Genomic DNA, 25,863 nt, shown 5'->3' with positions numbered 1-25,863 from the left:
TGCCTATCATTATACTGTTATAAATAACATTCCCATTATAATAGATATTTAATCGCGTAAATTGCAATAGCTGTATAATTTTACCACATTATTAATATAATTACCATATATCTTTACATATAAATAATCCTGCATCTTTAGTAATCTTAAAAGGCTTCCTTGCAAGCTTATTTCTTATAAATGTTTTAAAATCGGAATATCTGTCAAGAAGATACTGGTTCTGGTTGCCGTGGCAGGAAAGAATATATTCAATAAGCGGCTCTGCTTTATCAACTAACAGGTGATCATTATATTTTCTGACATCTACATTATTAAAATGCTTAATCAATATATCCTCTCCATTATCCAGCCCGAATTTATCATACAGATTATCCGCAGCAAGAACAATTCTTTTATCAAACTCTGTTACAAGATCACTAATCTCTTTCATGTGCGAAGCCCCATAAGTTGCACATATAAATACTCCACCCGGTTTTAACACTCTTTTGACTTCTTTTAGAACGCTTTCTATATTATCACAGTAAAATAATACATGATTAGCAAGAACTATATCGAAATAATTATTCCTATAAGGAATATCCGCACAGTCAAATGTATTAAACTTAAATGATACAGACTGTCCTGTCTTATGTGCAGTACTATCCGCCCCATTCTCGTTAGCATATTCCGCTTCTATATTTCTTCTTGCATCATTCACCATACCATCGGATATATCGCTTAAGAACACCTGTAGCCCTGAAAGTTCTCTTACATTATTCTTATTATCAACCCACAGTCTTCCATCACCACAGCCTATCTCCAGAATACGCTGTCCGGTCTGTATATTGCTCTGTTCATATATCCAGTTAAACCAACCCTGCTTATTAACTGAATATTCTGCATGAAGATTAATTCTTGCGGTTATATTTCCAGCATTAAGATACTGTGTCTTTAAAGTGCTTTCCATATTAGTAAGATGGATAAGCGAAAGCATATTGCTCCAATCTACTGATTTGTTATTTTTAAATGTATCTATCGTGTCTTCAATCGCATTCTTTACAAGCTCCATCTGTGCTATTTTGTCCTGAATAAGCTTAAACTGCAAATTAAGCGAATTAAGAAGAATGTTATAATCTGAATCACCTATAGTCATATTTCTTATATCCTCAAGTGAAAACCCCAGATACTTAAACAACAATATCTGCTGCAGCCTCGTAAAATCTGAATCCGTATAAAACCTCACTCCGTCCTCTGTAAGCAGTGACGGCTTTAAAATATTCTGTTTATCATAATATCTTATAGTTCTTACTGTGACATTTGCTTTCTTGGCAAACTCACCAGAAGAATAATAACCTTCTTTATGCATAACTTCCTCTTTTCTTTATGGTATATTTTACTGTAATCATACCTGAAATTCTGTTTAAAAACTTATTGCAAATCCTATTTGAAAGCTTATTTGAAATTATATTTTAAGGACTATTAAAATCCTATTTGAAGATCTGTTTGAAACCATAAAAATCATAAATAATGATAAAATTTCTTCTTGTATCACAAAAAATACTTGAAGATAACGTTACGTCACCTTTTATTATATATATATCAAAACAAAAAGCAAATATCAATTTACTAAAAAACTATAATCTGCTTAGTAAGCACTAATCTGCTAAACAGGTATTAATTTATTTAAAACACACTATTTATTAAGAAAAGAGGAATGACTATGAAAGGTATTATTCTCGCTGGTGGTTCTGGCACACGCCTTTATCCACTCACAATGGTAACAAGTAAACAGCTTCTTCCTATATACGATAAGCCTATGATATATTATCCTATGTCAGTTCTTATGACTGCTGGAATTCGTGATATTCTTATAATATCTACTCGACAGGATACACCTAGATTCAAAGAGCTTCTCGGTGACGGAAGCCAGTTCGGTGTTAATCTTTCTTATGCTGTACAGCCATCACCTGACGGACTTGCACAGGCTTTCATTATCGGTGAGGAATTCATCGGCGATGACACTGTTGCTATGGTTCTTGGCGATAACATATTCGCTGGCAACGGACTTAAGGAACGTCTCAAAAATGCTGTTAAAAACGCTGAAGAAGGCATAGGTGCTACAGTATTTGGTTACTACGTTGATGACCCTGAAAGATTTGGTATTGTAGAATTTAACGAAGCCGGCAAGGCTATATCTATAGAAGAAAAGCCAGCTAAGCCTAAGAGCAATTACTGTGTAACAGGTCTTTACTTCTATGATAACAAGGTTGTAGAGTATGCGAAGAATTTAAAGCCATCTGCAAGAGGTGAGCTTGAAATAACAGACCTTAACCGTATATATCTTGAGAACAACAACCTCAATGTAGAACTTTTAGGTCAGGGCTTTACCTGGCTTGACACTGGTACTCACGAAAGCCTTGTTGAAGCTACTAACTTCGTTAAGACAATTGAAACACATCAGCACCGTAAAATAGCCTGCCTTGAAGAGATAGCTTATCTTAACGGCTGGATAACTAAAGAGGACGTACTTAAGACTTATGAAGTCTTAAAGAAAAACCAGTACGGACAGTATTTAAAAGATGTGCTTGACGGCAAATATATTGACGTACTTCATAGCTAGAATATATTATCATTTGGTGTGTAGCGCACACTGCACCATTTTAATTATTAATATGTGCACAGAAACGAGGATTATATATGAATATTATTGTTACCGGCGGTGCCGGATTTATCGGAAGCAACTTCATTTTCCATATGTTAAAGAAATATCCAGATTACAGAATTATCTGTCTTGACTGCCTTACATATGCGGGCAATCTCTCAACACTTGCTCCTGTAATGGATAATCCTAACTTCAGATTTGTTAAGGAAAGTATTACTGACAGAGAATCTGTATACAAGCTTTTTGAAGAAGAACACCCAGATATGGTTGTAAACTTTGCCGCCGAGTCACACGTTGATCGTTCTATCGAGAACCCGGAAGTATTCCTTGACACTAACATCAAAGGTACTGCTGTTCTTATGGATGCATGCAGAAAGTACGGAATTAAGCGTTATCATCAGGTATCTACTGATGAAGTATATGGTGACCTTCCACTTGACAGACCTGACCTTTTCTTCACAGAGGAAACACCTATACATACATCAAGCCCATACAGCTCATCAAAAGCTGGTGCTGACCTTTTAGTATTAGCTTACCACAGAACTTATGGACTTCCTGTAACTATAAGCAGATGTTCTAACAACTACGGACCATACCACTTCCCAGAAAAGCTTATTCCTCTTATGATTGCCAATGCTCTTAATGATAAGCCACTTCCTGTATATGGTGAAGGTCTTAATGTCCGTGACTGGCTTTATGTTGAAGACCACTGCAAGGCTATTGACCTTATCATTCACAAAGGACGTGTCGGTGAAGTATACAATGTCGGTGGACATAATGAAAAGAGAAATATTGACATCGTTAAGCTTATCTGTAAAGAACTTGGCAAGCCAGAATCACTTATCGTTCACGTTGGCGACCGTAAGGGACACGATATGCGTTATGCTATCGACCCTTCTAAAATCCACAACGAACTTGGCTGGTTACCAGAAACTAAGTTTGAAGACGGCATAAAGAAGACAATCCAGTGGTATCTTGACAACAAGGAATGGTGGGAAACTATCATCTCAGGCGAATACCAGAACTACTATGAGAAAATGTATTCTAACCGATAATTAATATATTTTTATATACCACCTGACAATTTATTTTTATCTGTCAGGTGGCAGTATTTTTAGATTAATCAAAGAAAGGTAATAACTATGGGACAGATTAAAGTAACTCCTTGCGATATTGAAGGACTTTATATAATAGAACCTACTGTTCACGGTGATAACCGCGGATATTTTATGGAAACTTACAATCAGAATGATATGCACGAAGCCGGTCTTGATATGGTATTTGTTCAGGATAACCAGTCACGCTCTGTTAAGGGTGTTCTTCGTGGCTTACACTTCCAGAAAGAATTTCCTCAGGGAAAGCTTGTACGTGTAATCAAAGGAAGCGTATTTGATGTTGCTGTTGACCTTCGTGCAGGTTCTAAGACATACGGCAAATGGTTTGGCGTAGAACTTACAGAAGAGAACAAGAAGCAGTTCTATATAAGCGAAGGCTTTGCACACGGCTTCCTCGTATTAAGTGACGAAGCTGAGTTCTGCTACAAAGTAACTGACTTCTATCATCCTGGTGATGAGGGCGGTCTTGCGTGGAACGACCCAAGCATTGGCATTGAATGGCCACAGGTTACAGGCAAATATCCAGGCAGTGCTGACCCATCTGGATACAAGCTTGAAGACGGAACCCCACTTAATTTCAGCGAGAAAGATACCAAGTGGGAGACACTTGAGAATACATTCAAGTTCAAATAAAATAAAAAATGCGGAAACACTCTACTATATCGGTGTTTCCGCATTTTCACTATCAACCCATAAAGCAATACCTTTCACCCTTTTTTAACTGAACTGCAACGCATTTACTTTCATTTTCCTCACCAATATACGCCTTATTATTAAGCACAAGATTAAAGCTTGTATCCCGTAATGCAGTTAAGTCTGCTTTTACATTTCTCTTATCAACATCCCAGCTTAAATAATCAACTCTCACACCAGCACGTGTTAAAAGTCCGCTTATATTTCCTGCTGGTATATTACTGCTTAATGCAGGAAGCAGTTCTACCGTGTTCTTATCCGAATACACCAGCATTTCATTAATAATTCCAGTTATTCCATATAATGTATCTGTGCAGGCGACACCCTTAGCCCTGTTCGTATTATGGTCGGTAAATAATGTTGAATAAAATATATCGCTATGCACAAGCATATTTAATATATTATACACTTCCTCTGAATTCTTAAGCCTTGCCTCAACAAGTGCCTTATGAATCCAGCCGTGTGATGCCGTGTCATCTTTTCCGGAATTCTCCTTATTACGGTTTAATATAGCCTGTCGGCAGGCGTTGGCAAGCTTATTATTATGCTGTGTCTGATATGCCGGCCATGCACAATAAAGGTGGCTTATATGCCTGTGGGCATTATTTTCCTGATACTCTTTCATAGCCCACTCTCTTATTGCACCGCTTTCATCATATTGATAATCCGGAAGCTCATTATTTAACTTTTCAGCCTTCTTAATTCTTTCCTTGTATCCTTCATTCTGAAGTTCATTTTCCATATCAATATACATAGCTATAATATCTTTTGCCGCAGCTATATCCATTGAAGCATTGGCTGTTATTGCACTCTTATAGCCAAGCGGCTTGTTCTCTGGTGAAAATGACGGAATTATAAGATACTTCTCACCAGTAAATAAATGTGTCTTACCCTTTTCATATCTTGCATTGCCCTCAATATCTGTGAAGTACTCAGGTGTGCAGAGCTGCTCCCAGAAATTATAAGTTTTTTGAAGAAGCGGCATAAGAATATCCTTCTTTACATTAAAGACAGCCTGATTATACTGCTTTATTATCTTTTGATCAGTTGTTGTAATTGACACATCACCATAGCAGTCAACCCATTCTGCTATAGGAAGTATCATCCAGCTTGCACCCGTATTCCAATACTGGAACGGATAGTTAATGTCATACTCAACCATCATTGCCCTCTGTCCGTCAGTATTGATAGGTGCTAACAGGGCATTTTTCATTCCATATACCTTTTTAGCATTAATCTCCCAGTCTTTAAGCTGTCTTAATACGAACCAAATATACCCAACGCCAGCTTCATACATATTGCCGCTGTTGATTCCCGATACCTGAATATTAACATTAGCATCCATGGTATACGCATTACGCCACATCAGATTCCACTCTCCAACACCTGGTCCATTAAGCCTTGGTGCTGTATAGCCAGCCCCTGACATAAGCCCATATCTTGCATTATTATATATTCTTTCAAGAAGCGGAATAAGAATATCTGGAACTTCTTTCTGCTTATCTAGAAGCTCCTCATTAGCTGCCATATTATATATATTGTACCTATCTTCATTATCAGCTATTGCGCATTTACTATTGTCATCAGCTTTAAAGACATTATCATAATATTTCTTTTCTTTATCATTTTTATTAGATATACAATCAGTATTATCGTATAAATATAATGATACCCTGTTATATCTTTCAGCACTTTTAATACTATGTTCTTTGATTGCAGCATCATAGAAAATTTCTTTATTATTAAAAAACGCTTTATCAGCTGTGCCTAAACTATCATTTACCTTTGCAAAACATTTTCTAATAAGCTCTGTATCAAATATACTGCCACTCTCACATTCTGACTGGAAATCTTCAAGCCTGCCAAGCTTATCTGTCCAATCAAGATATGTTATAAGAATAATCTTGTCCGATTTATTCAATTGAATAATTGGTACTATATTATCTATACAGGTATATGCCTTGTCTGATTTATTCAATTCTATCATATTGACTATACCATCTGTAATAAATCTGGTTGCACCTGCAAACCCTCCATTTGCAAGCTCACTTCCCTCAAATGAAGGATAATGTGCCACAACACCAACTATATCATCTTTAACAAAACGCGAATACTTCATTCCTCTCTCTGAGGTTGCCTGTTTATTCTTATCCATACCAAACTTATGCATTGCCTCAAAATCATCAACTGAAATATTAACGATAAAATCCTTCGCTCCTGTAATCTCTGTAATAACAACATCATCAGTCAAGGATGCAAAAGTTCTTTTAGTTATAGTTCTTCCATCTGCCTTATATTTAACAACAATCTCAGACCTGTTAAAATCTGTATATCGTTCATAATCCGTAATATTTATATCATCATTTCGTGTCATATGAGGGTGTTTTGCAGCTTCTGATATTAATGCGTTAGTATCTGTTATATCAGCACTCCTGCATAATTTCACCCTGAGCTGGTGTCCTGGATGATGACAATACATATTGGTACGTTTTCTGTTGTGTATATCCCAGGTATCGTCCATATTAATAACTGACTGCCTTGCCTCATCCAGCTGTCCTCCAACCTCTAAAGGCACATATCTTGGCTCTTCTGACGGCATAATATACTCAACATTCTGGAATATAAAGCTGTCATTTAAAGGTGCACACGATGTAATTACACCTATGTGGCCATCTGCCGCTGACATACCATCGTGCCACGCAACATCATACATACCATATTCCTCATAGGGTTTAATTTCTTTATATATTTTTGAATATGACCAGTTATTATCTCCCATAATTACCCTCATTTCTGTATACATTAATCTACAGACATAATTATATTATAATGTGTAATTCTCATCTGGATTGATTAAAAGCTTTACCCCTATGTTAAATACACCATCTCCATTTTCCGCAAATAACGAGAACAATGTACCAGTAAATGTCATTGTCCGCGTACCCTCCGTGCTAAGTCCTGCATTAAGTCCTGAACCAATCTGCCTGTATGCCACCCTTGCACCAAGATTAGCAGTGTCAGCTATTGCATAAGAAAATGTATACTTTTCCCTGTCTGTATCTATTTTTATCAAAAGCTTTGAATTCATATCTTCATTATTAATGGGAATTCTTTCAAGCTCAACACCCATATCGTGTATATGTTTATAAAATCCTATATACCTGCCATTATCATCATTGCCTATGTATATCTCATAATGATAATCGTTATTGTAATATGCCGCAACGCCACATCTTTTTGCATTACATCTTGCTATATCAAGACACGCATATAAAGTTGTCGTGAATTCCGGCTGTTTAAATGACACAATTGTTGGTGATTTGCCAGCCGTGTTAAGTGTTATATCTGTTCCCTTAAGTGTAAGCACAGCATTTTTATTATCATATATATACTTTGACATATCAGGATTTCTTGTATATTGAAGCCTTTTATCAAGCAGTTCATCTGTAAAATCTATATCCACACTGTGGTCTTCGTACAGAATTGGCTGTCCGGACTGCTTATCAATACGGATATTGGCAGAACTCTCTTCACAATCAAGTCCAGGCAGTGGTGCATCCATTACAAGCTCAATTGTTCCATTGCCATTATAACCAACAACCGGCCAGCCATTTTCCCACTTTACTGGTGCAAGAAATGTTTCTCTCCCAAGATTATGAAGCAAAGCATGGCTGAATCTTCTTATTCCAAGAAACACAAGCCACCAGTTACCATTCTCATCCTCTAATAAATCCGCATGTCCTGTCGCCTGAATCTCTGATTTCTTATATTCCTTATGAGATATAACAGGATTATCCGGACAAGCCTCATATGGACCATATACATTATGCGAACGTTGGATTGTTTCACGGTGTGCATATTCCGTTCCACCTTCTGCTATCATAAGATAATACCAGCCATCCTTCTTATAAATATGTGGGCCTTCCGGACACTGTCCACCACAACCTTCACTTATAAGCTTCTTCTCAGATAATATCACACCTGTAAGCGGATTTATCTCAAATGCAACAATTCCACGTACACCGTCAATTATTCCCGTTGAACAATAATAACATTTGTCATCATCATCAAAGAATAATGACGGGTCAATTCCCCCCTGGTCAATCCACGCTGGCTCAGACCATTCGCTGTTAATATCTTCTGTATGAACAACAAAATTACCTTTATCAGTAACATTTGTTGTTATCATATAAAACATACCTTTATGATATCGTATCGTTGGTGCATATATTCCTCCCGAATTACGACAGTCCTCAAGTTCTAACTGTGAACGCCTGTCCAGACAATATCCTGTAAGCTCCCAGTTAACCAAATTCTTACTATGATATACAGGCACTCCTGGGAAGAATTCAAATGTGGAATTCACAATATAATAATCACTTCCTACACGGCATATGCTTGGATCAGGATTATATCCCGGAATAATTGGATTTTTAAATAACATATGGCACCTCCAACTTTTATAAACTTATTTTATAAATGTATATTATAATTATTATTGTATTATTTCAAGGTGAAATATCGCTGTTTCATATTATTTTACAGAAATAATGCCTATAAATATTCAAAACGAAACAATCAATATAATATTATAAAGACAGCATTAATCTGACAAAAAATGTAATTATTATATAAAAGCTATCTGTGTCGGAAGAACCATAAATGTATCATTGAAATATCAAATTATATATATTATAATGGGGGTTAGTATTCTAGGCACTTAAATAACAATATACATCAGGAGGTACTTATGCCTATCAAAATCAAAAGAGAAGTTCCCGAAATGGAACGAAACAATCGTGTAGCTATGCTAGCACACTTAATAGAAGTGCTTGTTATCAGCCTTCTTGTTTTTATGCAGACAGCAGTTGGTATAACATCATTCGCCTACGCAATTATTATCTTTGCTATCGGAATGGCACCTGTGATTGCTGAATTTATTTTCTGGAACAAGAACCACGAAACTAATGCAATCAAGCACTTAGTAGCTATAGGATATGCTGTTTTCTATACCTGCAACATATTTACAACAACAAGTATTACTATGTATGCCTTTGCACTTCCTATGGTATTTATTGTTTCATTATATAACGAATTCCGTCTTATGTTTCTTGTCAATTTTGGCGTAGTTATTGAAAATATTATCACTATTATTATCGGTGCAAGAACTGGCAGAATGGGCTATCTTGGAACTGATGCCGCCGTTATACAGCTCATAATTGTATTAATAACTGGTATATATGCCTGTATGCTTGCTCTTGCAACTAAAGCTAATGCAGACCAGAAGATTAATAACATTTCTAAATCAAAAGAGCAGAGTGATGAGCTTCTTAGTCAGATATCAGAAATGTCTGCTACAATGCAGAATGGTATTTCTGAAGTATATGCTGATTTAGAAAAGTTACAGGAATCTTCAAAGATCACACAGTCAACTATGTCTGACGTATCCAACGGTGCAACTGATACAGCCAATGCCGTACAGAACCAGCTTACACAGACAGATGCAATTCAGAAAAAAGTTGAACTTGTAGATATGTCCGCTAATGAAATCTCTGCAAGTATGGCAGAAACCCTTGATATCCTTACACAGAGCAGTAAAGATATTGAGCATCTTGTTACTACAGTTGATATATCTGTTAAGAACGGAGAAATGGTTGCTGATAAGCTTACTTACCTTAACAACCATATTTCACAGATGCATTCTATTATTGTTATGATTGAGGAGATTGCTTCCCAGACAGAACTCTTAGCATTAAATGCAAGTATTGAAGCCGCAAGAGCTGGTGAAGCTGGAAAAGGTTTCTCCGTTGTTGCTTCTGAGATTTCCAAAATGGCAACACAGACAGGTGATGCAACTGAGAATATAACAAAGCTTATACATAATATGTCATCAGCTATTGAAGATGTTGTATCAGTTATCTACACTATGATAGACGGAATTAATACTGAAAAGTCTTCTACTGAGAATACAGCCAAAAGCTTTGATAATATTCAGACTAATACATATACTGTCCGTGATAATGTTTCAAGACTTTCATCAAGTATTGATGAACTCAAACAGGCTAACAGCGTAATTGTTGACTCTATACAGACAATATCAGCTGTATCTGAACAGCTCTCTGCACACGCTGCTGAAACCACTAATACAGAAGATGCCAATATGAAGATTCTTGAATCAATCAATACAAGAATGCATAGTCTTATAGACACTATTAAGCACAATAATCAATAATCAACATATTACAAAATACCCTGTTATGTAAGGATTAAGAATAAACTTGTTGGAGTTAATCCTTACATAACAGGGTATTTTATATTATATAATATTCTTTAATTATTCCGTCTGCATTCATTGATTGAAGCTGTCATAAGCTCCCTGCTGTTAATAACTTCTGTCACAGAATACCGGTGTTTCAATATATTTCTTAATATCTGTAACTGCATTTTTACCAAAATGTGCCAATGCCCACATAAGCTTCATAACAACCGCTTCTGTCGTCATATCAGCGGCTATAATAACATTTTCTTTAGCCAGCTTCTTTCCCACCTCATATATATCAAGATCAACACCCTCATAATTGCACTGTGTTGTCACAACAACTGCAACACCAGCCTCTATAAGCTTGTGAATTTCCTCTACAATATTGTTATCTATATTCGGAATTCCACCAATCCCAAAGCTTTCAATAACAACAGCTTTATAGTGTCCCTTAATAAATTCAAATATCTTATTATCTATTCCCGGAAACAGCTTAATAAGCATCACATCTGAACATAACTCCGGCTCTATTCCGCTGTTATCAGACTTATTATAGTCACCCTGCACAGCCTCATTATGTGTTATCCTGCTATGCTTAATATGTGCAACAACTGGATAATTAACACTCTCAAATGCATCATAACTGCGTGTCTTAACCTTTCTTGCATGTGCACCATTAATTATGCACCCATCAAATGCCACATATACACCAGCCCTTCCCTCACACGCATATATTATCGCATCTGATAAATTCTTCTTCGCATCTGTATATTCTGCTTCCATTGGCAGTTGTGATCCAGTTATAACAACAGGCTTATAAAAGTTATTCAGCATATATACAAGTGCAGCAGCGGTATAACTCATTGTATCCGTTCCGTGTGCCACGACAAATCCATCATAATCATCCTTGTATTCTTTTATCGTCTTTGCAATATTCATCATAAGTTCAGGATTCATATTGGTACTATCGATATTCATTATTGAAATTCCTGAAAGCTTACATTTTTCTTTAATATGCGGTATATATGAAAGCAGTTCGTTGACATTAGCTGATGGTGTAAGCCCTTCATCAGAGGACGAACAGGCTATTGTTCCACCAGTAGCTATTAATAATATATTCTTCACGCCAGTTCCCCTTATCTCCTGCCGCCCATTCCGCAGCTTATGCCTGAATTATCATCAGGAATTTCAGAAATGTATCTTGCTGTAAATGCTGCATTGACCTCTGAAATCTCCTTAACTCCGTCAATATAATCACGGAAGAATTCCATAAGATCTATTCCACTGCTCTCACAGCCCTCACTTTCCTCCCACTGCTTAACAAGCTCTATTCTCTCTGATTTAGTTGTATCCTTAATTAATGTACTTTTCATACTACTCCTCTTTCCTGCACATATATTTTATTTATCAGTATGTTCCCCGATGAGCTTTTCCATCCAGACCATATTGTACCATCTTTTAAATTTATATCCGCAGTCATAGAATTCTCCTACAAGCCTGTATCCTTGATGACTATGGAACTCTATGCTGTTTCTGTTAAGGTATTCATCTTCTTTCTTAGGGCAGGCTATACAGGCGTACATATTAAGAAAGCCATCTTTCCTTAACTCATCTTCTAATGTCTTATGAAGTATTCCACCAATGCCCATATGCTTCATATTATTATCAACATATATAGATGTTTCTACACATCTGCTGTATGCTTCTCTTTCGTGGAACATTCCAGCATACGCATAACCAACGATTGTGCCATTATTCAACGCTACAATATATGGATACTTTTCAAGTGTATGTCTGATTCTTTCAATAAATTCTTCCAATGTTGGTACATCATATTCAAATGTTATTGCTGTATTCTCTACATATGGTGCATATATCTCAAGAAGTCTTTTTGCATCTTCAGGCACAGCATAGCGTGTTGTTATCCCATTTGACAATTCACCTTTTGACCGTATATCATCTATCGCTTTATTTAATTCCTGCATATTATCTTACGCCTCTTTTTCATACTTATAAACTTATATAACATTTTATTGTTCTTTTCCTATTATAATCTTTATAAGTTCTTTATCAATCATAAGCGTCTTATTCCAAGGGTTAATTATAATGCCGCTAATCTCATCAACCTGCAAAGCTGAATTCAACAGCTTATCTATATCTGTTAAAAACGTCGATTTAATGTTATCTGCACCTTTTAATTCTTCATCAAAGCTTGTGTAAGCTATCCACCACATCTGTCCGTCTTCTGTCTTTATAACCTTCAAATTAAGCTTACCATCTGGCAATGGCGGCTCTACTGCTATTATCAGCTGACCTTTATCATTCATTCTGTGTTTTACTATAGACAATGCTCTTACAAGATTTTCCTCTGTCGGTTCTTTCTGTATGTTAACAATTGCTTCTTCTATTTTGTCATTACCAATTAATGAAACATCTATCTGCTCTTTATTCCCTGACATATGATTTCTCCATTCTGTTAACATTCATTAGTGAATGCTATATCAACATAACATTAGATTGTTGACAAGTCAACTTTAATTAAGCAGCCCAGTAAAGTGTGTTTATTTATATATATTCTCTTAATTCAACAGCTTAATACTATTATAACTGACACTGTATTCATATGTTCTCATCACTGTATATTCTTATCAAGTGCCCTGAACACATCACCCATCGCACAATTAAACTCTATGTCTTTATTCATATCCAGCTTGAAATCCAACGGTTCTTTATTCATTACGACAAGATGCTTTCCAGCAAATTCCCATACAAGTCCTGCCGCTGGATATACCTTTAATGATGTTCCTGCCACTATTAACATATCAGCCTTTCTTATAGCCTCCACCGCACTCTCATATGCACCTGCTGGAAGCTGTTCACCATACAAAGTCACATCTGGTCGTATCATATGGTTACACTCAACACATCTTGGAATTGCTTCCCTGCTCTCAAATATATAATCTGCCGGATACTTTTTACCGCATTTTTCACAATAATTTCTTGTAGTTGCACCGTGAAGTTCAATCACATTAGTGCTTCCAGCCATCTGATGAAGTCCATCAATATTCTGTGTAATAATCTTATCCAGCTTTCCAAGCTTCTCTAATCTGGCAAGCATATAATGCGTTATATTAGGCTTTACATTTCTTGCATCCATTTTCTGTCTGTAAAATTCAAAAAATACCTTAGGCTTATGATGAAGACACTCTTCACTGAGCAGATATTCTGGCTCATACATATCAAATTCAACATCGTGCTGGTTATATAAACCGTCCTTACTACGAAAATCTGGTATTCCAGACTCTGTCGATACCCCAGCACCTCCAAAGAACACTATGCTATTACACTCATTAATAAAATCTGTAAGCTTGTTTATTTTATTATCAAATTCATTATCATAACCCATAATAAACCTCTTTTCCGAATACATTACTGTATCACAACTCTGTCCTGCACTAACGAATTTTGTATGTGCTTATCTATTATTATTATCATTCATTCCGCAGTGTACATCTAAGAACGCTTAGCTAATCCAGCTTATAGGACAGTCTTTTATATGACAGTATACCACATTTTCTGTGCTTCTCCACCTGATTTTTTTAATTCATTCACAATGCACTTGACTTTAAGCTGACTCTAAGTGTTAATATAACGATATAATAATCAGTCCAATGACCATTATGAATGGAGGATATTATGACAATCAAAGAAGTAAGCCAGAAATATAATATTTCACAAGATACACTACGATACTACGAACGTGTTGGTCTTATACCAACTGTTGCCCGCACTTCCGGTGGCATAAGAAATTATACAGAAAATGACCTTGGCTGGGTTGAAAATGCCATCTGTATGCGTAATGCCGGAGTTCCTATTGAAGCACTTATTGAATATGTGAAACTTTATCAGGAAGGCGATGAAACATTTGAAGCAAGAAGACAGCTTTTACAGGAACAGCTTGATGCCCTTAAAGAACAGCATGCACAGATTGAAGCAACTATGAAACGTCTGAAATATAAAATTTCAAGATATGAAAACGCCGTAAAAACTGGTGTATTAAGCTGGGTTGACACTCCCCACAGCTAAAGCAGGGGGATGTTTGAATTAAAAAGAGTATTCTTGATTCTTTCTAGAACGTCGCAATCCGTCATCACCGAATTCTTCATAATAATGAACCCAATTTAATACTTGCCGTCTGTTTTTGACGCAATATTTCTCAGCTAAAAATGTATAACCACCTTCACCTCGAAAATAAGCTTCTACAACTTTTTTCTTAAATTCAAAACTATATTTTGGCATAAATAAACCGACCTCCCAATCGTTAGATTTTAGTCTAACTTTTGGGGGTCGGTTCAAATTGGTTGGTGTCTATTTTTCTGCAATCGGCACATTGGTTTTATTGAAAAATCTTTTGTAAAATGTAATTACACTAAAACAAAGGAGGATTTTCAATTAAATCTATTTACGAAAATCTTGCCGGAACTTATACAGCAAACGGCGATTACAGTCTGCCAACACTTGTACTACCAAAGGAATAACCGTTTGAAATTGGTGTGTGGGGACAGCGATACCTAAGACATCTGAAAGAAAAAAATCGCATTATTTATTACAACTATTTGACCAAAGGTACGCTCAACAAACACCTTGCAGAGGTAGATATACGAGCCGAAAAATGTTTCAACAGATTGTAAAATCACTTGCCGAGAAAGAAAATGTTACAGAGAGTCTGAAAACCAAAGATATGATGTTATGGGTTCAGAAGATGAATAACATCCGACATCGAGCAACTGAAATCGTTAACACGGAAGTGATATTTGTACGAAAAAATATCATATTTATCTTACATCGGAAGAAAGAAAACTAATAATCAAGAGCCTTATTTCAGAGAAAAACACTCTTATCTCGGCGGGCAAATATACGGACTGTGTTGATGATGTTCTGTTTAAAATTCTGCAAGCCAAGAAGAAAAAAGTCAAAGTAATTTATACATAACATAACGAAAAGGCACAGCCTTCGGAGCAAAAGAATCCGTTGGTTGTGCCTTGTTTTGTGTGAACTATTAAATACTGTCTAATCTTAGCGAGCAGACCATTTGGATAGACAAATCCAAACGGTAGTCATTAGGGATACACTAAAACCCATTATTTTACAAATAAGATGTAAAGATTTGAATAAAAAACATTCACGCATATTGATTCAGTTTGCTGCATAATCAATATACCTCTGTATCATATCTCTCAATAAGTTCCTACTGTATTTTTCCATATATTCATAATCCGGCTCACCACTATCTGTTATTGGCACTAAAATTTTTTGCCTATTCATTCTTGTTCCATTAAATTTATATCCATAGGTGTATTTTGCCTTTTGCATTAAAATCAATCTGCTAAAAAACAACAAGGCAAACTTATTATCCTCACATTCTTTTAGATGAAGCCTTTTTACATCGTCAGAAAAAATACAATGATAAGGGTGGTAGAAGTTTTCTACAACACTTCCATTATAGTTCACGCCCAAAACATTTGAGTCATATGTTTCATTTCTATTACCGACCCAGTTAGTTATTCCGTTATTAGAATCAGTTGCACCAATAAACGGACATTCGCCCTCAGTCATATTTGCAACTGTTAATCTTTTTCCAGAATATATTTCAAACAACCCATTATCTCCACCAATGAAAAATGCTTTCCATTGCTTATCAGCAAGAGGTATTAGGTTATACCCCCCCCCGATAATTTTAAGCTGTTCTTTGCAATAATCAAGATATTCTTTTCTCTTTTGTGCTTCACGCTCTTTAATGAACATTTCCATAAATGTATAATCAGGTTGTCCGTCATCTGATATTGGCAGTAAAAGTTGCATACGCTTTAATCTCCCTAATGTTGCACCATTTCCTCCCCAAGACAATTTGGAAACCTGCATTTTAAGAAGTGGGATTATAAACTTTGCAACATATTTGTCCAAATGGTCATTGTAAAGAACTTGTATATTCTGACCTGTATAAAACGGATATGGTTGATAAAATACCGTTTGTGTATCTAACCCAATCGTAATAACATTTCCGTTGTCAATTTTGAATTTGTCCTTTTGCTCTTTTCCAACAAACAGAGAAACACCATTATTAAAATCTGAACGAGTAATATAGGGTATCGAAAGTTCATTGCTATCAAGAAGTTTGTTTTTATCAATTCCCGACAGTGAAGCCCTTAACTTGAATACTCCATTTTCTTTCTCATCGGAAATGTAAAACGCTTTCCATTCTCTATCCGTCAATTTCATTTTGAACATCAGATTTCACCTCCTCGAAAAGATATTTTTTACCTTTCATAATCATTGAAAATTCAAAAGATAAATAATCTCCGATTGTTTTGTCAAAATCTTCTTCCGTTGGTATTTCATCGTTGAAATAATAAAAACTGTGTAGCCATTCATCTTCTGCTTCAACAGTAGTTTGTACGCAAAAACTTGTTTCACATTCTATTCTGTCGAACCACACATCAAGCAAATGCTGTTTCTTATCCTTTGCCGACTCAGTTTCTAACAAACCGATATGTGGAGCAACCTTATATCCGTCATCTTCAAAATTGATAAATTTACACATTTTATCAGCAGGGTGTGGTTCTCCTGCTGTAAAGATTGCAATGCAAGGCATTGTTCCCACTCCGTAGAAAGTGTCCTTATTCAAAGTGATAACACCCTCCAAAGTGTGCTTTTTAAGGATATTAGCCTTTATAGACGCTTCTTCTTTGGATTTTCCTGTCATTGTAGATTGCGGAACAATAACTGCACATCTTCCACCAACAGCTAACGAATTAAGCAAATGCTCCGTAAATGCTATTTCATACAAGTCGGGATTTTGTTTTGAACCTTGTGAGTATGGTGGGTTCATCATTCCGACTGTTGCTTGCTTCAACTGTAACTTATTAGGTTCTTGTTTCAAGAAATCATCATTTATAAGATTGCTTTTTCCATCGCCACGCAAAATCATATTGGTAGTGGCAATCGTAAACATATTCGGGCGTAATTCAATACCATGCAACTGATTTTGCCTTATGCTCTTTTTTTGAATATCGTTGTCTGCTTTTTGGAGCATATTGTGCATTGCTGCTATCAAAAATCCTGCTGTACCACAACAAGGGTCAAAAACAACATCTTCAGGCTTTAAGTCTAGCAATTCACAGAACAACTGTGTTATATGCTTCGGTGTAAGAATAATTCCAAGTGTCTGTCCATCGCCACCCGAATAACTCATAAACTCCCCATAAAATCGACCAATATAATCTTCTGCCGATTTGGAATATCGGATAGAGCGATAGATTTTTCCATACAAGAACTCAGCAAAATGTTTAAGCGGTGTCTTGTTTAACTTCTCATCGATTTCATTCAGTTTTACAGTGTCTTTTATAAAAGCAAACTGCCCCAAGATTTTATCTTTCTTAACAGCAGGGGAAACATTGGCTCTTTTAAGATTAGCGTCAATAGCGTCATATATTTTTTGACCATCTGTTTTGATGGTGTCGCCCGTTAAATCGTTAATAGAAAAATTCTTAAATTCTGCTTCTCGGAGTGCAAGCATAATACCTGATACAATCAATGGCTTTTCTGTATCAAGGAGATTACCATAATTACGCAAATCTTCGTGTAATACAGCAGCGTCTTTCAGAATTTCAGCAGTTTCTTTTTCTGTATCGGTATCTTCTTTCAAAACTTCTCTTGTATAGTATTCGTCAATATTATCCTCGTTAAAGGAAATAAAAGATTGCACTTCGGGAAGTTCTCTATAAAACTCTGTTTCGTCTACATATAACGGAGAAATTTTGTGCTTTCTTTCATCTCCAGACACGCCGAAAGCAAGAATTTTCTTATAAGTAGTATTCTTTGCAAGGTGTTTTGCATAAAACAATGCTCCATTTACTGCGTAATCTCGCACAGCATTAACTTCAACACTAATACAATTCTTGTCGTCTAATTTAATATGTTTACTCAAAGAAGCCTTATCTTCGATAACTAAAAGATAATCTTTGACAACACCAACATACTCGGGAAAACCAACATTTCCTGTGCCTTTTTTAGAAGCAGTTTTCAATGCTTCATCTATTTCTTTTATATTACTTCCTTGTGCGTCTAATGATATTTCTGCTTGCTTTAATAGGTCATATACCCACAAATCTGTTTTAACTTCCTTTTTAGCCATTATTATACACCTCGTTGTTTTTTTCATTTTTTAATAATACAGAATTTTTTTGCTTATATAATTGGGGATTGTTTAAGTACGCTATGGCTGCTTCATTAAAAAAATCAGTAAAACTGCTATTATCATCAATTAGTGCTTTCTTTAATTCTTTTTGTGTTTCTTCAGGCATTCGGAATTGTACTTGTTTTGTTCTTTCATTCACTAAAAAACACCTCCAAATGATATCAAGATATCTTACTATTATGATATCATATAATTTGTAAAAATCAATCCTTGAGCAATTTCCGTTTTAGCTACAAGGGTATCTATTTCTTCTTTCCTATTTTCACAAATTAAGAAATATACTTATCTTGCACTCTTTTTAACAGAAGGTCTTAAGATGTAATCCTAACGAGGTATTTGTTTTATTGAGGAAACAAATACACTGCTCGCTAATACGGTACGGATTGTGGCAGTTTTACCATTTGTGGACACAAACGGTCTGCTCGCTAAGATAAAACATAATAGCGTAAGAATTTAGGTTTTCGATATGTTTTTTCAGGAATCTTTTTTATTTTACGCAAAAAATTGAAAAGTTAAAGAAACACGCTCACAATTCCGTAAAAGTGGATATTACCTTTACAGCAATCGGTTTTTTCAAAAGCCAGACGAATCGGAATTTCAAAAACTTATACAGACAGTTAAGGATAATCCCGCTGAATACAAGCAAATATTAGCATAAACGCAAACGGAGTAACCCCCTGAAAAGTGTTACTCCATCTACATTTCAAAAAACTTCCTTATGCGTAGTCAGCAAACAAGAACCCCTCTTTTTATTTATGACAGTTAAAATACTATTTTCCAACCAATATAACATTTTTATACCAAATGTATTGACAGTATATAATATATTATGATATATAATACTACGACAGACATACTACGACTAACGTAGTATGCCAGTCGTAGTATTTTTTTTGGAGGTTTTATGGCTGGTATAAGTAGTGACATTATCAGAGGTTACAACGACACTATGATACTCTATCTTCTATTAGACAAACCATCATATGGATATGAAATATCTAAGCAGATTAAAGCTCTATCCAATGAAAAGTATATTATGAAAGAAACAACTCTCTACTCTGCATTTACACGAATGGAAAAGAATGGATATATAACTTCATTCCCTGGTGTAGGTGACAATGGTGGAAAGAAAAGAACTTACTACAGCATAACTGATGCCGGAAGAGAGTATTACAAAGCCCGCTGTGAAGAATGGGCACTTACCAAAGAAGTCGTTGAACAATTTATTAAGAAGGAGAATTAACTTATGGAAACAATCAAAAGTTATCTTGAAACTATGTTCGCCAATATGCCGAACACTCCTGAAGTTCTTCGTGCCAAGCAGGAACTATGGGGAATGATGGAAGACAAATACAATGAGCTGATATCAGAAGGTTTAAGTGAGAATGAAGCTGTTGGAACTGTTATATCTGAATTCGGCAATCTTGATGAACTTTCCGAAACACTCGGACTTAACAGACAACAGTACAATACACCTTCTGATAACAGAAGATGTCTTTCGATAGAAGAAATCAAGAAATACATAAGAGCTTACAATGTGAAAAGTATTCTCATTGCAATCGGCGTATTTTTATGTATTATAAGCCCTATATTTCCAATTATTGGAGATATGATTGGAATTACCTTTATTGAAAACATTATGGTAGCTGTTATGTTGGCAGTAATTGCGATTGCAGTCGGATTTTTCGTATTATCAGGTATTATGCTTAAGCAATTTGATGATATCAAATACAAACAATGCCGCGTTGACTACCAGTCTGCCTCATATATTCAGAATGAATGTGACCATATGCGTACAATTCATTCGCTGTGTCTAAGCATTGGTGTTGCATTATGTGTCATGAGCGTTATACCTCCAATAATAATTGATGCACTTAACTTTGAAATTCTTGACGACCTTGGTGGTGCCGGAGTATTATGTTTTGTCGGCATTGGTGTGTTCTTAATTGTATATCAGGCAAATGCTTCAAAAGCCTATAAAGTGCTTCTATCACTTAACAACCCTGACACAATAGCTGGCAATTATGCCAAACCAGCTAATAAGTCTGTTGAATATATTAATCCTACAGCCACCGCTATTATGTCCGTGTACTGGTCAACAGTAAGCTGTATTTACCTTTCTATCAGCTTTTTAACATTCTACTGGCACATAACCTGGGTTATATGGCCTATTGCCGGGGTAATCTATGCTTTATTAAAAAATGTTTTAAGAAAATAATATGAGGGTCTAAGATAGGAGAACACTATGAATAAAAGAATTTATCTTATTATCATATATATAATAACCGCTTTATGTATAATAGCTGGTATATTAGGAAATATATTTAATGCCGCACCATTCAACCGATTAACCGCTTCCTCTTCTGGAAACAATTGCGATTTCTACGAAGAATTAAAAGCATTTTCTAATATTACAATCGATGGCACTGTAGCTCATATCAATATTGTAAAAGACGATACTTACAGCTTCAAATATGAGGGCGGAGAGCGTTTTAAAGCTACTGCTGTTGTTAACGGCAGTACTCTTAATGTGACACAATCTACAGAACATTTCCTTGGTAATATTAAAAATGCAGATTGTACAATAACAATAGGAATACCCGAAAATGCGTCTATAAGCGACCTGCATTTATCTTCTAATGTAGGAAATGTTAAAATCGACTCTATAGATATTGGTTATTTAACAGCTTCATTAAATATGGGTAACTTTAAAGCTTCTAACAGCAATATTGAAAAGATTAACGCAGAGATTAATATGGGTAACTGCAAATTTGATAACTGCACATATAAGTCAGCAATTATTAATGTAGATATGGGTAATTTAACCATCCGTATGCCTGAGAATAAAGATTGTGGTTACGACCTTAGTGTAGATATGGGTAACATCACATTATATAATAATAAATGCTCCAACACATACACTAATAATCTTAGTTCCTCTACTCTGCTAAAAGCCACTGTAAATATGGGAAATATATCAATTAATAATTAGTAATAAAAGCTGCCGTATGAAACATTTTATACAATATATAGAAGCTATTGAACTCTATATACTGTAAAAATATGTCTTCTACGACAGCTTTTTATTAACTTCAATAATTATTGCCTAACAAATTGCCAGACGAATTTACTACAAAATGTCAATTAGAAATTAAGGTCAATCTCAATTCCTTTAATATCTTCATTAACCATATTATTATTCTTCATAAGCTGCTCAACCTGCTGCTGTGCTTCTGATAAATGGTCTACAGCCTGACTATTAATTGAATTATCAAGCTCAAGCTTGTCTGCCTGTTGTTCATTTTCAAGAAGCTCTTTCTCTTCCTGACGTTTCTTCTTGGCTTCATCAATCTGCTCTTGCTTCTTTTCCTTCTCTTCTTCTGCTTTCTTAGCTTCTTCCTGCTGTTCCTTCATATTATCATCTATATTCTGCTTACCTTCATTAACAAGCATACCAAATATATCTTTATCAGCAGCTTCAATAATACTGTCTGCCGCATCTCCTGCTTTTAACATATCCTGAGATTTAAGCTGCTCTAACTTGGCATTATTGATAGACATAGTCTTATTCATTGCTTTAAGATCATTCTGGTCTATCTGAGACCTTATGGCATCTTTAGAACTGTTAATCATAAGGGCTTTCTTCTGATATTCTGTTAATGGCTCATTCTGCAATTCTTTTAATCTGTCAATTTCTTCTTTGCTAAACTTGTCATTAGATACACCATTTCTGTTATCCTGATATTTCTTTAATAATTCAAGATCCTTCTGCTCCTGTGACTCTGAATGTACGCCATATAATTCCTGCAAATCCTTCTGACTTTTATCTATATCTTTCAGCTTTGACTTTAAATCAGCATTAATATTAGCAATATCTGCTTTCTCTGACTCCATATCCTTAATACCCTGTGCTGCTTTATTATCCTTATCCCATGCATCTGAAATAAGCTTCATGGCCTGCTTTCTGGCAATCTTTCTTTTCTGGCTGATATTAAATTCCCTATCCGTCATATCGTTAAGATTACCTGCTGATATAGACTTAATATTCTTCTTAGCACCAGTCTTACTGTTCTTAATGCTAATATCTGAATTATTGACATTAATATTAATACTCAAAGCCATACATAACCCCTTTCTCTAATGAAAGAAATATATTTATCTTTCCATTGTACTTTTGCAATAATATTTTACACAGAATAATCGAACTGCTGACCTACCTTCTTTTCATCATCAGTCTTTACATCATCGTTCATATACTTCTGTGTATATTCCTGTATCTTCTGTAACAATTCTTCCATAGAAGAAGCTGTTATAGTTACTGTATCCTCATCTTCCTCTATTCCACTGTTATCATCTATCCTGCTGTCTTTCTTGTTCTCAAGACGTTCCTGTTCTTCCTTCTTCTTAGCTTTCTTTGCTTCTGCCTTTTTAGCTTCTTTTTTCTGTTCAGCTTTCTTGGCTATCCTTTCTTTCTGTGCTGCCCCTGACTTCTTAAGTACAGCAAAAAATGAAGCTGTTCCACCATCATTTACCTGCATACCGTAACCCTTAACATTAGCTCCAGTTGCGGCAATGCTCTGTCCTAGCTGTGAAAGACCACTTGCGGCATTGGCAATTATTCCTTCATACTGCTTGCGGTAATTCTCATCTTCAGCCATTCGCTCAATTTTATCCTCATCAATAAGAACAACCATATTATTAGCATTGGCATAGTTTGAAGCCTGTGCCTTTGCATATTCTTTCTGGTCCTCACTTACCAGAATAAAATTCATATTAGAATATTTCTTCTTAAGCTGGTCATAATACTTAGATGCCTTCTCACTTAATCTTGGATTGCCAATTGTCTGTCCATTTACAGCAACTTTTCCGTCTGCCTTTGTGTTATTAACTGTCGAAGTATCCTTAATAGATGCTGTGTCGCTTGTCTTCGCAGTATTGCTACCTGCATCACTCTTAGTTTTTACCTTTGAAGTGCCTGTACTGCTGTAAACATAATTCTCTGCTATTGAAGGATAACTTCCATTGTAAATTGTATTACTCATATCCACTCCTCCTTGAATGAAAAATCAATCTGTCAAAATCCGTTCTGACATTATTTACATACAATATATCGGCAAAATACTACAAAGTATAACAATACTTATAAATATTTATATTATAAAATATTCCATCTTAATTTAAGCTTAATATAATCGCAATTCCTTATAAAAAACGCACCTATCCAGACATTACTGTCTGAATAAATGCGGATTTCACATACTAATATTCTGTTAATTGATTACTTAACACTTATTTTGAATTATTTGATAGCTTTTCCATCAGAAAATGCGTTACCAACCTTTTCACCAAGTACATAATATTCATTATTAAATGGGTCAAATGTAATTGGTGCAACCTTAGCAACATCTACTTTACCATCTGTAAGTGTAGCTTCATCAACGCTTACATTAACTATCTGTCCTACAAGTCTGCATATATTCTCATCATAGCTTTTGACCTTACATTCAACACATACTGCAAGTTCATTGATAACTGGTGCATTGACATTCTCACTCTTAGTTGTTGTAAAACCGGCCTTTGAAAGCTTGTCAGGAACTGTATTAGCTGACACAATACCTACATAATCGCACTCTGCGACATGCTTGGCATCTGCCATACTTACTGTAAAAGCACCTGTCTTTAATAAATTCTTAACTGTCTTATGTCCTGCACTAAGGCAAAGAGATAACTCATCACCTTCGCTTATTCCACCCCATGCTGCGTTCATAGCATCTGCATTACCATTCTCATCATATGTTGCAATAATAAATACAGGCTGTGGATAAGTTAATGGCTTTGCTCCAAAATTCTTTCTTGACATAATATATATTCTCCTTTCGCTTCAATAAATTTATAATATATCTGATAACTGCAAAATAATATTTTACAGATAATCATCTTTGTGTTCTTTTTGAAATAACCGGGCATTCAATATCTGTATCCTCAGGATGAATCTTATCTTTTTCCATAATAAGTTCGCCAATTTCATCTGCCCTTATAATTCCTCTTGATGGGTTCATAACACTATCAATTTTTCCATTAACCTGCACATCTACATTAGAATATTCAAACGCAAGTGTAGTATTAATCAATGTACAATTCTTCATAACAAGATTATCTATATAACACATACCTTGAAGGCTTTCTATTGTACAGTTAATAAGTGTAAGATTTTTAGAATTCCAGCCAAGGTACTCTCCTGATATAAATGAGTCATATACTGTGACATTATTCGTGTTCCAGAACGCATCTTTTGACAGAAGCTTGGCATTATGGATTTCTACATTTTCAGCACCATCAAATGGATAATTACCAGCAAGCTGGAAATCCAATATCTTCATATTATGGCTGTTCATTGCAAAATAATCACCTTTGGCACTGACCTTCTGCATTGTAACATCATCGCAGTTCCACAGTGTCTCAGCCGCATCAGGCATAACCACATTCGACAATGTAATATTCTTACATCTTCTAAAATTCTTAGGAGCTTCAATTAAGGTATCTTTAATCAGCAGATTATCTGTATACCATACTCCAGCCCTTGCCATCTCTGCCCACGAACAGTTATTAGCAACTACATCTTTGCAGTACCATAATGGGTATTTCCATTGGAAGCTGCTGTTATTAAGTTCAATATTGTCCGATTCTTTCAATGGTGATTCGCCCTCGCCAAATATTGTATTATTAATTTTAATATCTTCACTATTAAACAATGAGCGTTCCCCAGTGAAATAACCATTATTTATCTCTTTCATAATTTACTCCAATTCCTATCTTTTTAACTTAAGTTGAATATATATTATATTTTAACACATATATTTACCAACCAGTCTGATATGTTTATTAAATTATAATAAAA

At 35.4% G+C, this 25,863-nt stretch carries 24 protein-coding genes and 1 pseudogene; 9 read left to right on the top strand and 16 right to left on the bottom strand.

Annotated elements, in window-relative coordinates; genetic code table 11:
- Positions 1 to 100: 100 nt before the first annotated feature.
- The gene (locus C7390_RS03510; RefSeq protein WP_116443623.1) at positions 101 to 1,345 is read right to left on the bottom strand and encodes a MerR family transcriptional regulator; all 1,245 of its coding nucleotides are present in this window, start codon (positions 1,343 to 1,345) and stop codon (positions 101 to 103) included.
- A gap of 354 nt (positions 1,346 to 1,699) precedes the next feature.
- On the opposite strand from C7390_RS03510, the gene rfbA reads away from it, so the two are divergent.
- From rfbA to rfbC, 3 genes are all read left to right on the top strand, one after another.
- Positions 1,700 to 2,599 (top strand): glucose-1-phosphate thymidylyltransferase RfbA, encoded by a 900-nt coding sequence (gene rfbA, locus C7390_RS03505; protein ID WP_055306398.1) that lies wholly within the window; start codon positions 1,700 to 1,702, stop codon positions 2,597 to 2,599.
- A 77-nt stretch (positions 2,600 to 2,676) separates the two neighbouring features.
- Complete coding sequence (gene rfbB, locus C7390_RS03500; protein WP_116443622.1) at positions 2,677 to 3,696, top strand: dTDP-glucose 4,6-dehydratase; 1,020 nt, start codon at positions 2,677 to 2,679, stop codon at positions 3,694 to 3,696.
- Between the two features lie 87 nt (positions 3,697 to 3,783).
- A complete protein-coding gene (gene rfbC / locus C7390_RS03495; protein ID WP_022502976.1) occupies positions 3,784 to 4,389 on the top strand; it encodes a dTDP-4-dehydrorhamnose 3,5-epimerase in 606 nt (201 codons plus the stop codon).
- A gap of 52 nt (positions 4,390 to 4,441) precedes the next feature.
- Here the strand turns inward: rfbC and C7390_RS03490 are convergent, their stop codons facing one another.
- Both C7390_RS03490 and C7390_RS03485 read right to left on the bottom strand, forming a co-directional pair.
- Positions 4,442 to 7,228 (bottom strand): glycosyl hydrolase family 95 catalytic domain-containing protein, encoded by a 2,787-nt coding sequence (locus C7390_RS03490; protein ID WP_318295547.1) that lies wholly within the window; start codon positions 7,226 to 7,228, stop codon positions 4,442 to 4,444.
- Between the two features lie 45 nt (positions 7,229 to 7,273).
- Positions 7,274 to 8,893, bottom strand: coding sequence for a glycoside hydrolase family 43 protein (locus C7390_RS03485; RefSeq protein ID WP_055306395.1), 1,620 nt, complete (start codon positions 8,891 to 8,893; stop codon positions 7,274 to 7,276).
- 306 nt (positions 8,894 to 9,199) lie between these two features.
- On the opposite strand from C7390_RS03485, the gene C7390_RS03480 reads away from it, so the two are divergent.
- On the top strand, positions 9,200 to 10,681 hold the full coding sequence (locus C7390_RS03480) for a methyl-accepting chemotaxis protein (RefSeq protein ID WP_055175666.1): 1,482 nt from the start codon (positions 9,200 to 9,202) through the stop codon (positions 10,679 to 10,681).
- 150 nt (positions 10,682 to 10,831) lie between these two features.
- On the opposite strand, the gene C7390_RS03475 is transcribed toward C7390_RS03480, so the two are convergent.
- The 5 genes from C7390_RS03475 to C7390_RS03455 form a co-directional block, all read right to left on the bottom strand.
- Complete coding sequence (locus C7390_RS03475) at positions 10,832 to 11,833, bottom strand: asparaginase (protein WP_055306394.1); 1,002 nt, start codon at positions 11,831 to 11,833, stop codon at positions 10,832 to 10,834.
- An 11-nt stretch (positions 11,834 to 11,844) separates the two neighbouring features.
- Positions 11,845 to 12,081: a hypothetical protein gene (locus C7390_RS03470; RefSeq protein ID WP_055175670.1), complete on the bottom strand. Its 237-nt coding sequence runs from the start codon at positions 12,079 to 12,081 to the stop codon at positions 11,845 to 11,847.
- A 27-nt stretch (positions 12,082 to 12,108) separates the two neighbouring features.
- Positions 12,109 to 12,693, bottom strand: a complete 585-nt coding sequence (locus C7390_RS03465; RefSeq protein WP_082421601.1) for a GNAT family N-acetyltransferase — start codon at positions 12,691 to 12,693, stop codon at positions 12,109 to 12,111.
- Between the two features lie 45 nt (positions 12,694 to 12,738).
- A complete protein-coding gene (locus C7390_RS03460) occupies positions 12,739 to 13,167 on the bottom strand; it encodes an SseB family protein (RefSeq protein WP_116443620.1) in 429 nt (142 codons plus the stop codon).
- A 173-nt stretch (positions 13,168 to 13,340) separates the two neighbouring features.
- The gene (locus C7390_RS03455) at positions 13,341 to 14,114 is read right to left on the bottom strand and encodes an NAD-dependent protein deacylase (protein WP_116443619.1); all 774 of its coding nucleotides are present in this window, start codon (positions 14,112 to 14,114) and stop codon (positions 13,341 to 13,343) included.
- 290 nt (positions 14,115 to 14,404) lie between these two features.
- Between C7390_RS03455 and C7390_RS03450 the strand changes: the two genes are divergently transcribed.
- Entirely contained in the window at positions 14,405 to 14,794 is a 390-nt protein-coding gene (locus tag C7390_RS03450; protein WP_116443618.1) for a MerR family transcriptional regulator, read from the top strand.
- An 18-nt stretch (positions 14,795 to 14,812) separates the two neighbouring features.
- On the opposite strand, the gene C7390_RS03445 is transcribed toward C7390_RS03450, so the two are convergent.
- Positions 14,813 to 15,007, bottom strand: a complete 195-nt coding sequence (locus C7390_RS03445) for a helix-turn-helix domain-containing protein (RefSeq protein WP_116443617.1) — start codon at positions 15,005 to 15,007, stop codon at positions 14,813 to 14,815.
- A gap of 254 nt (positions 15,008 to 15,261) precedes the next feature.
- Between C7390_RS03445 and C7390_RS13860 the strand changes: the two are divergent.
- A pseudogene (locus C7390_RS13860) lies at positions 15,262 to 15,572 on the top strand (TnpV protein).
- Positions 15,573 to 15,904: 332 nt separating this feature from the next.
- Here C7390_RS13860 and C7390_RS03430 read toward each other — a convergent pair.
- From C7390_RS03430 to C7390_RS03420, 3 genes are read right to left on the bottom strand one after another with little or no spacing between them, the layout of a single operon-like run.
- A complete protein-coding gene (locus tag C7390_RS03430) occupies positions 15,905 to 16,996 on the bottom strand; it encodes a restriction endonuclease subunit S (RefSeq protein WP_116443616.1) in 1,092 nt (363 codons plus the stop codon).
- The gene (locus tag C7390_RS03425) at positions 16,971 to 18,902 is read right to left on the bottom strand and encodes an HsdM family class I SAM-dependent methyltransferase (RefSeq protein ID WP_116443615.1); all 1,932 of its coding nucleotides are present in this window, start codon (positions 18,900 to 18,902) and stop codon (positions 16,971 to 16,973) included. The genes C7390_RS03430 and C7390_RS03425 overlap by 26 nt, the downstream gene beginning before the upstream one ends.
- Positions 18,895 to 19,104: a hypothetical protein gene (locus C7390_RS03420; protein ID WP_116443614.1), complete on the bottom strand. Its 210-nt coding sequence runs from the start codon at positions 19,102 to 19,104 to the stop codon at positions 18,895 to 18,897. Before C7390_RS03420 ends, C7390_RS03425 begins: the two co-directional genes overlap by 8 nt.
- Positions 19,105 to 19,869: 765 nt before the next feature.
- On the opposite strand from C7390_RS03420, the gene C7390_RS03415 reads away from it, so the two are divergent.
- From C7390_RS03415 to C7390_RS03405, 3 genes are read left to right on the top strand one after another with little or no spacing between them, the layout of a single operon-like run.
- Positions 19,870 to 20,208, top strand: a complete 339-nt coding sequence (locus C7390_RS03415) for a PadR family transcriptional regulator (protein ID WP_022502986.1) — start codon at positions 19,870 to 19,872, stop codon at positions 20,206 to 20,208.
- 3 nt (positions 20,209 to 20,211) lie between these two features.
- On the top strand, positions 20,212 to 21,183 hold the full coding sequence (locus C7390_RS03410) for a permease prefix domain 1-containing protein (protein WP_022502987.1): 972 nt from the start codon (positions 20,212 to 20,214) through the stop codon (positions 21,181 to 21,183).
- 27 nt (positions 21,184 to 21,210) lie between these two features.
- A complete protein-coding gene (locus C7390_RS03405; protein WP_055306391.1) occupies positions 21,211 to 21,957 on the top strand; it encodes a DUF4097 family beta strand repeat-containing protein in 747 nt (248 codons plus the stop codon).
- A 152-nt stretch (positions 21,958 to 22,109) separates the two neighbouring features.
- Here the strand turns inward: C7390_RS03405 and C7390_RS03400 are convergent, their stop codons facing one another.
- From C7390_RS03400 to C7390_RS03385, 4 genes are all read right to left on the bottom strand, one after another.
- Positions 22,110 to 23,087 carry a hypothetical protein gene (locus C7390_RS03400; RefSeq protein ID WP_022502989.1) on the bottom strand — a complete coding sequence of 326 codons (978 nt, stop codon included), beginning with the start codon at positions 23,085 to 23,087 and terminating at the stop codon, positions 22,110 to 22,112.
- 65 nt (positions 23,088 to 23,152) lie between these two features.
- Positions 23,153 to 24,007, bottom strand: a complete 855-nt coding sequence (locus tag C7390_RS03395; RefSeq protein WP_022502990.1) for a DUF6033 family protein — start codon at positions 24,005 to 24,007, stop codon at positions 23,153 to 23,155.
- A gap of 257 nt (positions 24,008 to 24,264) precedes the next feature.
- Positions 24,265 to 24,825, bottom strand: coding sequence for a flavin reductase family protein (locus C7390_RS03390; protein WP_055175692.1), 561 nt, complete (start codon positions 24,823 to 24,825; stop codon positions 24,265 to 24,267).
- 73 nt (positions 24,826 to 24,898) lie between these two features.
- Entirely contained in the window at positions 24,899 to 25,759 is an 861-nt protein-coding gene (locus C7390_RS03385) for a DUF3737 family protein (protein ID WP_116443613.1), read from the bottom strand.
- Positions 25,760 to 25,863 lie beyond the last annotated feature (104 nt).

This window comes from Bacteroides galacturonicus (assembly GCF_003096855.1).
GTDB classification, from domain to species: Bacteria; Bacillota; Clostridia; order Lachnospirales; family Lachnospiraceae; genus Lachnospira; species Lachnospira rogosae.
The sequence above is the reverse complement of the archived record's forward strand: the minus strand, read 5'-3'. Positions and strand labels throughout refer to the sequence as shown.

Excerpts from the sequence above, each read along its gene's own strand:
- C7390_RS03510 (WP_116443623.1), bottom strand. The coding sequence starts at position 1,345 with ATGCATAAAGAAGGTTATTATTCTTCTGGTGAGTTTGCCAAGAAAGCA.
- rfbA (WP_055306398.1), top strand. The coding sequence starts at position 1,700 with ATGAAAGGTATTATTCTCGCTGGTGGTTCTGGCACACGCCTTTATCCA.
- rfbB (WP_116443622.1), top strand. The coding sequence starts at position 2,677 with ATGAATATTATTGTTACCGGCGGTGCCGGATTTATCGGAAGCAACTTC.
- rfbC (WP_022502976.1), top strand. The coding sequence starts at position 3,784 with ATGGGACAGATTAAAGTAACTCCTTGCGATATTGAAGGACTTTATATA.
- C7390_RS03490 (WP_318295547.1), bottom strand. The coding sequence starts at position 7,228 with ATGGGAGATAATAACTGGTCATATTCAAAAATATATAAAGAAATTAAA.
- C7390_RS03485 (WP_055306395.1), bottom strand. The coding sequence starts at position 8,893 with ATGTTATTTAAAAATCCAATTATTCCGGGATATAATCCTGATCCAAGC.
- C7390_RS03480 (WP_055175666.1), top strand. The coding sequence starts at position 9,200 with ATGCCTATCAAAATCAAAAGAGAAGTTCCCGAAATGGAACGAAACAAT.
- C7390_RS03470 (WP_055175670.1), bottom strand. The coding sequence starts at position 12,081 with ATGAAAAGTACATTAATTAAGGATACAACTAAATCAGAGAGAATAGAG.
- C7390_RS03465 (WP_082421601.1), bottom strand. The coding sequence starts at position 12,693 with ATGCAGGAATTAAATAAAGCGATAGATGATATACGGTCAAAAGGTGAA.
- C7390_RS03460 (WP_116443620.1), bottom strand. The coding sequence starts at position 13,167 with ATGTCAGGGAATAAAGAGCAGATAGATGTTTCATTAATTGGTAATGAC.
- C7390_RS03455 (WP_116443619.1), bottom strand. The coding sequence starts at position 14,114 with ATGGGTTATGATAATGAATTTGATAATAAAATAAACAAGCTTACAGAT.
- C7390_RS03450 (WP_116443618.1), top strand. The coding sequence starts at position 14,405 with ATGACAATCAAAGAAGTAAGCCAGAAATATAATATTTCACAAGATACA.
- C7390_RS03445 (WP_116443617.1), bottom strand. The coding sequence starts at position 15,007 with ATGCCAAAATATAGTTTTGAATTTAAGAAAAAAGTTGTAGAAGCTTAT.
- C7390_RS03430 (WP_116443616.1), bottom strand. The coding sequence starts at position 16,996 with ATGTTCAAAATGAAATTGACGGATAGAGAATGGAAAGCGTTTTACATT.
- C7390_RS03425 (WP_116443615.1), bottom strand. The coding sequence starts at position 18,902 with ATGGCTAAAAAGGAAGTTAAAACAGATTTGTGGGTATATGACCTATTA.
- C7390_RS03415 (WP_022502986.1), top strand. The coding sequence starts at position 19,870 with ATGGCTGGTATAAGTAGTGACATTATCAGAGGTTACAACGACACTATG.
- C7390_RS03410 (WP_022502987.1), top strand. The coding sequence starts at position 20,212 with ATGGAAACAATCAAAAGTTATCTTGAAACTATGTTCGCCAATATGCCG.
- C7390_RS03405 (WP_055306391.1), top strand. The coding sequence starts at position 21,211 with ATGAATAAAAGAATTTATCTTATTATCATATATATAATAACCGCTTTA.
- C7390_RS03400 (WP_022502989.1), bottom strand. The coding sequence starts at position 23,087 with ATGGCTTTGAGTATTAATATTAATGTCAATAATTCAGATATTAGCATT.
- C7390_RS03395 (WP_022502990.1), bottom strand. The coding sequence starts at position 24,007 with ATGAGTAATACAATTTACAATGGAAGTTATCCTTCAATAGCAGAGAAT.
- C7390_RS03390 (WP_055175692.1), bottom strand. The coding sequence starts at position 24,825 with ATGTCAAGAAAGAATTTTGGAGCAAAGCCATTAACTTATCCACAGCCT.
- C7390_RS03385 (WP_116443613.1), bottom strand. The coding sequence starts at position 25,759 with ATGAAAGAGATAAATAATGGTTATTTCACTGGGGAACGCTCATTGTTT.